Genomic DNA, 11,940 nt, shown 5'->3' with positions numbered 1-11,940 from the left:
CACACCCTAAGCTTTTCTCCTGGCTGAGGATATAAAAAAGCCCTAGGCCAAAGAGACACAAACCAGAACCAACTGTTTATTCAAAAGTTAGTCCGATCAGTTACTCATGTAGCCTAGGGCAATTTAAGGTCGCCTGGTCGAAACGCTCATACCGTATTAATGAGCTTATACAAAGAGATAATATGCAATACCCCTTTGTATTATTACTACTCATTATACATCTTTTTATCGGTTAGTCAATAAAAAAATGGCATTCCTTTTTCCATATTTTCTTGAGGTTCTGCTGTGGGGTTCAGGACTTCTGTATAAGTATCCATCAAGGTATCTCCTACCTTAGAGAGACTTTTTTCCTGCACTGTTTTATAACCCTCTTCCGTTAAATCAGAAATATTCCCTTCAAGAATATCTTTTGTTAATACTTTAAATTCTGCCAATCCCCTGCCTTTATATACCTGCTTTCCATTCTGAAACCAGCTTTCATAGATTGGGATATCACGAATCAGGATGGGAATCTTCATGGCAAGGGCCTCCAATAATACAATTCCTTCCGTCTCTTCATGAGTCAGAAATAAAAACAGGTCACTGCCGCTGTAAGCTGCCTTCAGCTCTTCACTGGATATGTATCCGGGAAAATGCAGATTAGGCAATTTTGTATTAATAATACTTCTGATATGACATGGTACCAGATTTAAATTTGTATAACCAAACCAGAGGAACTGGTATTCCGGAAGCCTTTCTGCCAGAGCTGCAAAATCTTCTATTCCTTTTCTTTCAATATAATGCCCAACAGAAACAACAATTTTATCCTTCTCATTAAAATGATATTTATCCCTGAACTGCTTTCCAAGTTCAGCATCTCTTTTATAATACTTTAAATCAATTCCGTTTGTAAGACTTATTATTTTTCTGTTAATCCCATAACCCTCTAACAGATTTTTCGAATATTCAGTAGGTGTTATAACTATATCTCCCATACTGTAGCATAATTTAATCCATCTTTTGAAGAAGGCTGCAAAGAAATTGGAACCCTTAAAGGAATTCCTGAAATCCTCCATGGTTGAATGAGCATAATATATTACTTTCTTTCTCATTAATTTTGCCATTATAGCGACGATCAGAGAATCTGGAAAGATGGTATTAATCTGTACTATGTCATATCCAAAATTAAATTTCGTACAATAATCAATTTCCTTTTCCTCAAGGGCGGCCTTTTGATGTTCGAAGGCTTTGCCGATACCGCTTTTGGATATTAACTTTAATCCGCCTTTATATAACCATATTTTCATAATTAGCTCCAATCTGCGTTTATAACACGCGTTCAATTTAAGGGTAAAATATTTTATTTAATAAATATTCATGTAAGAATTGCTGATGCATTACGTATACAAAGGGGCTGCAGCTACTTAAAGAAGGGAACTATATATTGGATAAATGCTGTAAATATCAAATTCAAGCCCAAAGAGTAAGCTATAATCGCCAGTGGTTTGCCTGCAAGTATAATTAATGTGAATTTACGAAAGGAAATTTTGGTTATTCCGGCAAGATAACACAGAAAATCATCAGGAGCTACGGGAAGAAATATAGCCAATGCGAACCATTTATCAAATTTATCACTATGCAGCCAGGCACCATATTTCTTTATCAGCTCAGGCTTAGACATCTTCTCCACCATCGCCATTCCATAGCGTCTTGCCAGCAGAAAGGCTACCATTGAGCCCATACAAATACCAGTATAGTTGTAGATAAACCCCTTAACAGGACCAAAAACCACCACACCCGCCAGACAGCCTACAGAACCCGGAATTATTGGGATTACCACCTGCACTGCCTGTATAAAGATAAAAATCAGATCTGCAAAGATTCCGAATTGCTCCAGAAATTCGTGCAATGCTTCCATTGATACAAATATCTTTGTTTTGTAGCCATAATATATAAACAATAGTATCAGCAGCAACCCCAGGGCTGTGATACAATCCAAAAGCGTAATTTTTCTTTTTCTCATGCAGTCTCCCACTGTCTCAATCTGTAGATTATGTAATCGCTAGCTTTAATGTATTGCTCCTAACATGGTTCAGTATAAAGGATAAAGTTAAATATTAACTTTATAAATTACTAAATATTTTCTAAAGGAATGTAAAGTTTATAGTAAAGCGGAATCACCTGGGTGCAGGCAATTCTCAAAAACCGGCTGTTCTTATGCAATAAGTATAACGAAAGGCATCTCCTGTTTCCATCGATTAACATTACATATCTAATTCTAAACTTACACTTCTGTCACTTTCATAGATTTCTAAACGCTGCAAATACATTAAGGTAATCCCGTTCATCTCTTTCATTGTTTAAATAGCCAGTGCAATAATCAGCCGCGCTACCCGAACTTATAAAACAACCTATCTGCTGTCATGACTTTTTTCTATAAACAAGAAAAAGCAGCAATATCAGAAAAAATATTCTGATATTACTGCTTTTAAGCGCTTATCTTATTTTATGAGAAAAATATTAAGTTAATTGCTTCACACCAGTTCTTCGAAGCAGTCCTATTATTAAAATCACCGGAAATATAGTAGCTGACAATATACCTACTTTTAAATTATTATCGAAATAAGAGGAGGCAATACCAACCACAGTTGGTCCTGCCGAACAGCCTAAATCTCCTGCAAGTGCAAGAAAAGCAAACATTGCAGTACCACCACCCCGTATATTGGCAGATGCCAAACTAAAGGTACCAGGCCACAGGATTCCAACAGATAAGCCACAGATACCACAGCCAATCAGTCCCAGCACCGGAAGGGTCGATAAGGAAATCAAGAGATAGGAACCGATACAAAGGATTACACTGTAACGCATAAATTTATTCAGGTTGATCCTGTCACCATACTTTCCATAAATTAATCTTGAGGTTCCCATCATAATGGCAAACATCATAGGTCCTGCCAGATCTCCTATTGTCTTGCTGACTCCCAGTCCCCGCTCAGCAAAGGCAGATGCCCACTGGCTGACGGATTGTTCGCTTGCACCTGCACACACCATAAAGAGCATCAGAAGCCAGAATAATTTATTCTGAACCAGAGACTTGAAAGATAAACCTCCATGCTCTCCGTTATCCAGCGCAGCAATGGGCACCCCGGCAAACATTATTGCATTGTAAATTGGTATCACAGCCCATAAAACAGCCAGGTACTTCCAGTTATCCAGACCAAATAAAGCGAAATATATGGTGGATATTAGCACCACTCCTACCTGTCCCCAACAATAAAAGGAATGCAGCATGCTCATAGCTTTTTCTTTGTTATCCGTTGGACAGGCTTCTACTATAGGACTGATAAGTACTTCCAGTAAACCGCCGCCGGCAGCATAGATTACTACTGCTGCAAGCAGTCCTGTGAATGGATCCGGAAAAATATCAGGAAATATGGTAAGTGCTATTAGACCGGCAGCAGAAAGTACATGTGCTGCTACCGCAGATACCTTATAGCCTATCTTATCAATAAAACCTGCAGAAACCATATCCACAAGGAGCTGTAAGCCAAAGTTGATCGTAACCAGCAAGGTGATTTTACTTAAAGGTATACTGTAACTTTGCTGTAATGTGATAAACAGTAACGGAACGAAATTGTTAACGATTGCCTGTACAATATATCCGATAAAACAGGTGCGTATCGTCTTGGTATAATCTTTTTTCATGAATGACTCCTCCTGACAACTTGTACAGCTTAACATAAACTAATGTCAGAAGCTATGGATACAGATATCTTTATGATGTATATTGTTATAATTATATTAATTATTTTTATATCAGAATCTTTCATTACGTGAGCCTGCTAATATTACTGTCAAAGTAATTAGAGCAAATACTTCTATTAAGAGGTATTCGTAGTTTTTCTCCGGATTTTTGTGCTATTTTTTACAGAAATTTAACTTTGTTGAGTTTCTGTTCATTATGTTATGCAGATAAAAGTTATGCATATAAAATATTAACGGCACTTCTTATGTCCTGGAAGTAAAACATGGTTTTTTATATATAATGAGCTAATTTGCGGACATTATGTCTTAGAATCAATACATGTGCGATTAAGCATACTTATGAATACCCATCACTGGGATTCCCTGCCCAGTGATGCACTATTTATTTTACTTCAAGCAGGATTTAAGATTTCATCTTCGGAACATATCCTAATACGGTTTCAAAGGTCCGGCGGCATTCAGCCAGAATATCAAATTCACCGTTTTGTACGCACCAAAGATAGGCTATTCCTGTTAAAGAATAAACAAGGCTTAAATATAATTCTTCATTGCTGCTTGAAATGTTTGTAATTACATTCTTTTCCCTGGCACGTCGCAGTAAAGTCAGATACAGCTCCTTAGCCATGGCATTTTCAGCACCTAAAATGTGCTTGTCCTGTACCAGATTCTTCAGATACACCATCCTGGTAATTTCAATTCCGGCATCTAAAAGTCTTTTATAATACAGTTCAATAATCTGCCACATCTGTTCCAGACAGTCATCATCTGCCAGTAAGACCTGCATCATCTGCTCCACATTAATGTCTATGGTTTTAAAAAAATCCTTAATCAGATCCTCCTTGGTCTGATAATGATAATAAAAGGTACTTTTGGCTACCTCTGCTTTTTCGCATATATTTTTAATGGTAACATTGTCAAAACCGGATTCTTTAAATAAATCAATAGCACATTCCAATATGTGCATCCTGGTGGATATGGATTCTTTCACGATTACCTCTCATTCCGCCAACGGCAATTTCTATCATAAAATACCTAAAAATAATTTCTCTGTTCATGATACTATACCGAATTACTGGCACTAACTTTGTGATTATAATACCAGATAATCCCTTATAAATCAAATAACTCTTTAAAGCCCTTTGGGAACAATTATCCTGACTATTAATATTATTTGTCTAATCCACAATACATTTCCATAATATATCATTTATTTGTACCACGGTACATATTTATATAAACTCATGATTGACATTTTATAGACAAAGCATTAAAATATCACTGTAAGGATGTTAAATTTTTATCAAAGTTTAACTTATTAGAACCAGGACTCCCCTGTATGTTTGACACACATACAATTCAACAAAGCACATTTTAAACAAAAACTAATACAAAAGGAGCATGAATATGAGCTACGATTCACTATTTACCCCCTTTAAAATCGGTTCCATGGAGCTTAAGAACCGTATTGTACTCTCCCCTATGGGAACCAATTCCGGTAATATCGACGGTACAATTTCCGAAGATGAAATCAGTTATTTTATAGAAAGAGCAAAAGGTGGAACCGGTTTTATCATTATGGGCTGCCAATTTCTTAATGAAGAACTGGCACAAGGTTCTATGGAAGGTGTATTAAAGAATAATTATGTAATCCCTAAACTAACCACACTTTGTGAATCCGTGCACTTATACGGAGCTAAGATAGCAGCACAGATCAGCTGCGGTACCGGCAGAAATGCATTTCCCAGTATGTATGGCGAACCTCCGGTATCCTCTTCTGCAATTCCTGCTACCTTAAACCCCGACTTAACCTGTCACCCCTTAACCGCAGAAGAGATCAAAGAGATTATGGAGCAATTCTTTCACTCTGCAACTATTGCAAAAAAGGCCGGATATGATGCAATTGAAGTACATGCTCATGCAGGCTACTTAATTGACCAGTTTATGTCCCCTGTCTGGAATATCAGAGAGGATGAGTACGGCGGCAGTCCGGAGAACCGGATGCGCTTCGCAGTGGAAATCGTTCGTTCCATCAGAAGAGCCGTAGGTAAAGATATGCCTATTCTGTTCCGTATCGCCCTGGATCACCGCTTTGAAGGCGGCAGAACTCTGGAGGATAGTATGGAATTGCTGAAAATATTAGAGAAAGAAGGAGTAGATGCCTTCGATATTGATGCCGGTTCCTATGAAACCATAGAATATATCTTCCCTCCCAGCTATTTAGGCGATGCCTGCATGGAATATGTCTGTACCCCAGCCAGACAAGCTGTTAAGGTTCCTTTATTAAATTCCGGGAACCATACACCTGAAACAGCAGCCAGGCTGTTAGAAAGCGGAAATGCTGACCTTGTAATGTTTGGACGTCCTTTAATTGCTGACCCTTACCTGCCTGCGAAATTACAGAAAGGAAACAGAGAGGATATAAGACCCTGTATCCGTTGTAATGAGGATTGTATCGGAAGAATTGTTACCAGATCCACAAAGATTAGCTGCTCCGTTAATCCCCAGGCTTGTGAAGAAGATCGTTTTACCCTCAAACCGGCAGCCTCAAAGAAAAAAGTCGTGGTTGTGGGCGGAGGTCCAGGTGGACTGGAGGCAGCAAGAACTGCTGCACTTCGCGGTCTCGAGGTTACCCTTTATGAAAAAAATGAGTTTATCGGCGGCCAATTAGCTGCTGCTGCAACTCCAAGCTTTAAATACCAGCTTTCCTCCTTGGTAGATTGGTATAAGGTGCAGCTGGATAAATTAGGTGTTCAGATGAAGCTGGGTACTGAAATTACAGCAGACTCTCCTGTACTGGCAGATTGCGATTATATCGTTACTGCAACCGGTGCCGTACCATTAACCCCTCCTGTCAAAGGTATTGACAGCGAAAATGTAGTAAATGTAATAGAAGCCCATATGAATGAAACCAGTATTAAAGGTGACAATATCGTTATCTGCGGTGGTGGTTTATCCGGTTGTGATTGCGCATTGGAATTGGCTATGGACAAGGGTAAGAAGAAGGTTACCATAGTGGAAATGAAAGACGCTGTTGCTTCCGAGCTGATGTTTATTACTGCTGCCGGCCTTATGAGCAGAATTAACGAATATGGTATCACCTTAAAAACAAGCTGCAAGGTATTGTCCATCGAAAAAGACGGTGTTCAGATAGAGGATAAGGACGGTAATGTTTCATTGCTGCCTGCAGATACAGTGATATCCGCCTTTGGTATGAGAAGCGAAAAACAGGTATCTGAGAAAATCAAAGAAAAATATCCTGCTAAAACCCGTACAATCGGTGACTGCAGTCAGGTCAGCAAGGTGGGTTCTGCCATTCGCACAGGATTCTTTGCTGCCATGGCTATTGAATAATTAAGTTGAAATTTGCTGAAATATCATATATAATAAGCTTTATAAAAGCATCTTTGCCTGTTTCTATATTAAACAGGCGAGATGCTTTTTTTCGGGGTATATAGAAAATACCGCTATTGGCGGAGGAATGAGAGGTTTCATGAAGAAACTAGTTTTTTATACAGAATTATCTTATATATTAGGAATAATACTGCTTGCTTTTGGTACTGCCATTATGGAGAAAGCAAACTTCGGTGTTTCCATGGTTGTGGCCCCTGCTTATTTAGTATTTAAGAAATTATCACTTACCTATACTTTCTTTACCTTTGGCATGGCTGAATATATGTTACAGGCAATTCTCCTTATTTTTATGGTACTGTTACTAAAGAAGTTCCGAATATCATATTTATTTTCATTTCTTACTGCAATTTACTATGGTCTGGTACTTGATGTAAGCATGAATTTAATTGCCCGGGTCGAAACACTTACGACTGCCATGGGGGTAGTTTTCTTCTTTGTTGGTTTACTGCTTTGTGCGGTTGGTGTTGCTTTTATGTTCCATACTTATATATCACCGGAGGTATACGAATTATTTGTTAAGAAGGTATCAGAAAAATTTCATATAAAGCTGTCAACTTTTAAAACGATTTATGACTGCGCCAGCTGTCTGGCTGGAATATTACTTTCCTTTCTGTTCTTTGGTTTGTTTGAGTTCGAGGGCGTAAAAGCCGGAACTGTAATCTGTGCCCTTATAAATGGTAAACTTATTGGTGTTATCAGCAATTTGATGGAAAAACATCTGGAGTTTAAGGATGCACTACCTGCAAGACGTTATTTCGATTATTGATTAAGCCCGCCTTTTAAAAATTTATGAGAACTTATTGCTATAACATATGTAAAAGGGCTGTTGCATTATAAACAATGTTGCGGTAAGAAGCCTCTTGGCTGCTTACCGCTTTACATTTATTTTTTGCAACAACCCTTAAATTGATTAAAATGATAACTATCTGGGAATGTGATTATCGGGTATGAATGACTTTTACGGGGCAAGCAGCTGCACATTTTCCGCAATTGGTACATTTACTGTAATCAATTAATGCCAGGTTATCTGTTACGTGAATAGCATCAAACTCACACTGCTTTTCACAGATCTTACAACCGATACACCCAATAGAACAAGCATCCTTTACATCTTTTCCTTTATTTCTGGAACTGCAGGATACCTGAGTACCTGACTCATATGGAATGATGTCAATAAGATTATTCGGACATTCCTTCTTGCACATACCACATGCTGTGCATTTTTCTTTATCAACAACAGCAATACCATCCACTATATGCATGGCATCAAAAAGACAAACTTTCACACAGGAACCAAAGCCCATACATCCATAATTGCACTTCTTATCGGCATTACCAGGTACCATAGATGCTTTCTTACAATCCTTGATGCCGTAATAAATATAATTGAGTTTAACTTTATCACAAGTACCGGCACATTTAACAAAAGCTACTTCTTTATCCTTTATCTCACCGGCTGTCCCCATAACGTCTGCAATAGCATTATAAGCCTCCTGGTTTGCAACCGGGCATACATCAACTTTGGCGTTACCTTCTGCTATTGCCTTAGCACAGGCATCACAGCCTGCATAACCACACCCGCCACAGTTAGCTCCCGGCAGCAGTTCTCTGATCTTTAGCTCCTTTTCATCGACTTCCACTTCGAATTTTTTCGCCGCAAAACCTAAAAACAACCCGATAAGCAGTCCCGTTCCGCCTACAACTGCCGTGGCAGTCCCGATTAACCCGGAATCCACAGCCAGTATTCCGGCTGTACTTAACAGTACCTGTATATACATTTAAAATCCCTCCTTTATATGATTCCGGCAAACCCAAGAAATGCAATCGCCATAAGACCAGCAGCAATCAAAACAATGGGATAGCCTTGAAATGCTTTGGGTATATCGTTATGCTCGATTCGTTCACGTACCCCTGCCATCATTACAATAATCACTGTAAAGCCAACTGCTGTTCCAAATCCACTGACAATACTGGTAATAAAATCATACTCTTCCTGTACATTAATCAAAGTTATACCAAGAACTGCACAGTTAGTGGTAATGAGGGGGAGATATACTCCAAGCGAATTATAAAGAGAGGGACTGTGTTTTTTTAATACCATTTCAACAAATTGCACCAGGCAGGCAATAAGCAGGATAAAAACAATAGTTTTTAAGTATTCCAGTCCTAAAGGTTTAAGGATAAAGCCGTATACAAGGCTGCAAAGAGCTGAGGATAAAGTGATAACGAATATAATAGCTGCCCCCATTCCGGCTGCTGTCCCGGTTTTCTTGGAAACGCCTAAAAAAGGACACAGTCCCAGGAATTGGCTTAATACTACGTTATTTACAAATGCTGCTGCTATTAAGATTAATACTAACTGAACCATTACTTATTCTCCTTTCCGCCATTGTTATCCGTATTTTTAACAGATTGTTTTACATTGTCACTATTATTAGTTCCGGCATAGCAATGGCTTCCACTGCAGCCTGCACAACTGTTGCCACAGGAAAGAGTGGAGCTTGAAGCAGAACCATTTGTTGCGGAGGGCAACTTAAATTTATTCTGTAAGGCCGTCAGGATAGACAGAACAAAGAAAGCCCCCGGTGCCATTACAAAGATGGATATAGGTTTAAAAGAAGAGGGAGTTATCTGCAAACCAAAGAATGTACCCGCTCCCAGTAATTCACGTATGCTTCCTATCACTGTCAACGCAAGGGTGAATCCAAACCCCATTCCCATTCCGTCAAAAAGTGATAAGCCGATTGAATTTTTTCCTGCATAGGCTTCCGCCCTTCCCATAATAATGCAGTTTACCACAATCAGTGGGATATAAATTCCCAGTTTATCATTTAAAACCGGAATATATGCCTTTAGAGTCATCTCAACAATAGTCACCATGGTTGCAATAACTACAATATAAGCCGGTATTCTTACCTTATCTGGTATTACTTTTCTAAGTACTGAAATAAGTAAATTAGAAAACATTAATACAACCGTTGTTGTAAGCCCCATATATATGCCATTTGTTCCGGAAGTGGTTACTGCAAGCGTAGGGCACATTCCAAGCATCATAATAAAGGTAGGATTTTCTTTTATAATACCGTTGATTAATCGTTCTGTGTATCTATTCTGCTTCATTGACCTGCACCTCCTATTACATACTCATTTAAATAACCGATTCCGGCATTCACAGCATCAATAATTCCATTTGAAGATATTGTTGCACCAGATATGGCATCTACTTTGGTGCCAGCACCTTCATCAAAGGAAAAATGTTCTCCTGTCTTTCCGATATATTGTGTCCGGTATTCATTTTTCAGTACATCAACACTTTTTGATTCATTGAAGGTCAGATACTCAAAGCCTGTAATCTCATTTTCAAGACTATAACCGATAACCATTGAAATAGGAGGATTATAACCACCCTTCGTTGTAACTGCTATGATGTAACCGATGGTATTACCGTTCGAATCGGCAGCTATGCCTATTTCATTAATTTTAACCTTGCGGTAGGGAGCATCTATAAGACTTAAATCCGCTGCTGCTGCAGCTTGTGTAAGCTCATTGTCTGGGATGATTTCCATTGCAGCTGTATAAACCTTGGAATATGCTTCCTGTTTTTTCTCAAGCTGTTTTGCTGCTATAGGACCTTTTGTCACCTCGTTGGTATATGCAAGAGAAAGGCCAGCTATCAGAGTAATTGCAAATAATACAAGTGCATCTTTAAGCAGCGAGGAACGGCTTTTTTGCTTATTATTTTTCACTAACGGCACGCTCCTTTCCAAATGGTGTTGGTATTGTAACCTTCTCTATGAGAGGTACAAGGATGTTGCCAAGCAGGATGGCATAAGAGACACCTTCCGGGCTTTTTCCGAAGATACGGAATATTCCTGTTAATATACCTAACAGTAATGCAAATAATATCTGGCCTTTGGGTGTAGCAGGGCTTGTTACATAATCTGTCGCCATAAAGAATGCTCCTAATAACAGACCACCACCAAGGATTTGCCCCATTAAATAATTCATATTGGCTCCTTCTCCTGAAAATAACAGAACAAAGACAGCCACCGTCAGAATATAGATGACAGGGATTCTAAATGAAATTACTTTTCTGAATATGAGATACAGTCCGCCAAGAATAATGGCCAGGGCACTGGTTTCACCAATGCTTCCGCCTACCGAACCAATTAAATTCCCTAATAGATTAACACTTTCACCGGATTTTAACATCTGTAAAGGTGTTGCCCCTGAAACTCCATCAGCCACAATAGCTCCGTGTAATATGTAATCTGTAACTTTCGGGGAGCTTATCTGCTTTACAGCAAAATCAGCCATATCGTCTGAAAAGCTGATTAGCAGAAAAGCTCTGGCTGCAAGAGCAGGGTTCATAAAATTCTGTCCTAATCCGCCGAATACCATTTTAACGACTACAATTGCAAATATTCCGCCTAAAGCTGCCATCCAAAGGGGCAGGCCTACCGGAAGGTTAAAGGCTAACAGCAGTCCGGTAACTACAGCACTGAAATCACCAGTGGTTACTGGCTTTTTCATAGCTTTACAGTAGATATATTCTGTCAGTAGACAGACTGTAACAGTTGTTAAAAGAATAAGTAATGCGTTTAATCCGAAATTATAAATGCCAAATAAACTAGCAGGCATAAGAGCAATAACTACATCCCGCATAATATGTTTCGTTGTAATAGGGCTTCTTGTATGAGGTGCCGCAGATACATGAAATAAATCGCTCAATTTTACATCCTTATATCACAGGTTCTCCTGCGATACAGCCACTACCTTAATAAG

Annotated in this window: 11 protein-coding genes and 1 riboswitch; of the genes, 2 read left to right on the top strand and 9 right to left on the bottom strand. The window is 38.8% G+C overall.

What is annotated here, in order from left to right:
• Positions 1-89: 89 nt before the first annotated feature.
• Positions 90-193: riboswitch (purine riboswitch) on the bottom strand.
• A 43-nt stretch (positions 194-236) separates the two neighbouring features.
• The 4 genes from BR73_RS0112350 to BR73_RS0112335 all read right to left on the bottom strand — a co-directional run bounded on the left by BR73_RS0112350 (position 237) and on the right by BR73_RS0112335 (position 4,732).
• On the bottom strand, positions 237-1,286 hold the full coding sequence (locus BR73_RS0112350) for a glycosyltransferase (protein WP_051685175.1): 1,050 nt from the start codon (positions 1,284-1,286) through the stop codon (positions 237-239).
• A gap of 113 nt (positions 1,287-1,399) precedes the next feature.
• A complete protein-coding gene (locus BR73_RS0112345; RefSeq protein WP_033165771.1) occupies positions 1,400-2,002 on the bottom strand; it encodes a TVP38/TMEM64 family protein in 603 nt (200 codons plus the stop codon).
• A 497-nt stretch (positions 2,003-2,499) separates the two neighbouring features.
• Entirely contained in the window at positions 2,500-3,684 is a 1,185-nt protein-coding gene (locus tag BR73_RS0112340) for an MFS transporter (protein ID WP_033165770.1), read from the bottom strand.
• Positions 3,685-4,147: 463 nt separating this feature from the next.
• Positions 4,148-4,732, bottom strand: a complete 585-nt coding sequence (locus BR73_RS0112335; protein WP_033165769.1) for a TetR/AcrR family transcriptional regulator — start codon at positions 4,730-4,732, stop codon at positions 4,148-4,150.
• Between the two features lie 416 nt (positions 4,733-5,148).
• Between BR73_RS0112335 and BR73_RS0112330 the strand changes: the two genes are divergently transcribed.
• Both BR73_RS0112330 and BR73_RS0112325 read left to right on the top strand, forming a co-directional pair.
• Entirely contained in the window at positions 5,149-7,095 is a 1,947-nt protein-coding gene (locus BR73_RS0112330) for an FAD-dependent oxidoreductase (RefSeq protein ID WP_033165768.1), read from the top strand.
• Positions 7,096-7,234: 139 nt separating this feature from the next.
• Positions 7,235-7,921 (top strand): DUF6198 family protein, encoded by a 687-nt coding sequence (locus BR73_RS0112325; protein WP_033165767.1) that lies wholly within the window; start codon positions 7,235-7,237, stop codon positions 7,919-7,921.
• A gap of 172 nt (positions 7,922-8,093) precedes the next feature.
• Here BR73_RS0112325 and BR73_RS0112320 read toward each other — a convergent pair whose 3' ends face one another.
• Genes BR73_RS0112320 through BR73_RS0112300 form a run of 5 tightly spaced genes read right to left on the bottom strand, consistent with a single transcriptional unit; the run spans position 8,094 to position 11,886 of the window.
• A complete protein-coding gene (locus BR73_RS0112320) occupies positions 8,094-8,891 on the bottom strand; it encodes an RnfABCDGE type electron transport complex subunit B (protein WP_033167386.1) in 798 nt (265 codons plus the stop codon).
• 56 nt (positions 8,892-8,947) lie between these two features.
• Positions 8,948-9,523, bottom strand: a complete 576-nt coding sequence (gene rsxA / locus BR73_RS0112315; protein WP_033165766.1) for an electron transport complex subunit RsxA — start codon at positions 9,521-9,523, stop codon at positions 8,948-8,950.
• Positions 9,523-10,275 (bottom strand): electron transport complex subunit E, encoded by a 753-nt coding sequence (locus BR73_RS0112310; protein ID WP_081848640.1) that lies wholly within the window; start codon positions 10,273-10,275, stop codon positions 9,523-9,525. Before BR73_RS0112310 ends, rsxA begins: the two co-directional genes overlap by 1 nt.
• On the bottom strand, positions 10,272-10,901 hold the full coding sequence (locus tag BR73_RS0112305; protein ID WP_033165765.1) for an FMN-binding protein: 630 nt from the start codon (positions 10,899-10,901) through the stop codon (positions 10,272-10,274). The genes BR73_RS0112310 and BR73_RS0112305 overlap by 4 nt, the downstream gene beginning before the upstream one ends.
• Positions 10,891-11,886 (bottom strand): RnfABCDGE type electron transport complex subunit D, encoded by a 996-nt coding sequence (locus BR73_RS0112300; RefSeq protein ID WP_033165764.1) that lies wholly within the window; start codon positions 11,884-11,886, stop codon positions 10,891-10,893. The genes BR73_RS0112305 and BR73_RS0112300 overlap by 11 nt, the downstream gene beginning before the upstream one ends.
• Between the last annotated feature and the right edge of the window lie 54 nt (positions 11,887-11,940).

This window comes from Clostridium sp. KNHs205 (assembly GCF_000702945.1).
In the GTDB taxonomy this organism is placed as follows: domain Bacteria; phylum Bacillota; class Clostridia; order Lachnospirales; family Lachnospiraceae; genus Anaerocolumna.
The sequence above is the reverse complement of the archived record's forward strand: the minus strand, read 5'-3'. Positions and strand labels throughout refer to the sequence as shown.

Coding starts and splice junctions, on each gene's coding strand:
- BR73_RS0112325 (WP_033165767.1), top strand. CDS start 7,235: ATGAAGAAACTAGTTTTTTATACAGAATTATCTTATATATTAGGAATA.
- BR73_RS0112345 (WP_033165771.1), bottom strand. CDS start 2,002: ATGAGAAAAAGAAAAATTACGCTTTTGGATTGTATCACAGCCCTGGGG.
- BR73_RS0112310 (WP_081848640.1), bottom strand. CDS start 10,275: ATGAAGCAGAATAGATACACAGAACGATTAATCAACGGTATTATAAAA.
- rsxA (WP_033165766.1), bottom strand. CDS start 9,523: ATGGTTCAGTTAGTATTAATCTTAATAGCAGCAGCATTTGTAAATAAC.
- BR73_RS0112340 (WP_033165770.1), bottom strand. CDS start 3,684: ATGAAAAAAGATTATACCAAGACGATACGCACCTGTTTTATCGGATAT.
- BR73_RS0112330 (WP_033165768.1), top strand. CDS start 5,149: ATGAGCTACGATTCACTATTTACCCCCTTTAAAATCGGTTCCATGGAG.
- BR73_RS0112350 (WP_051685175.1), bottom strand. CDS start 1,286: ATGAAAATATGGTTATATAAAGGCGGATTAAAGTTAATATCCAAAAGC.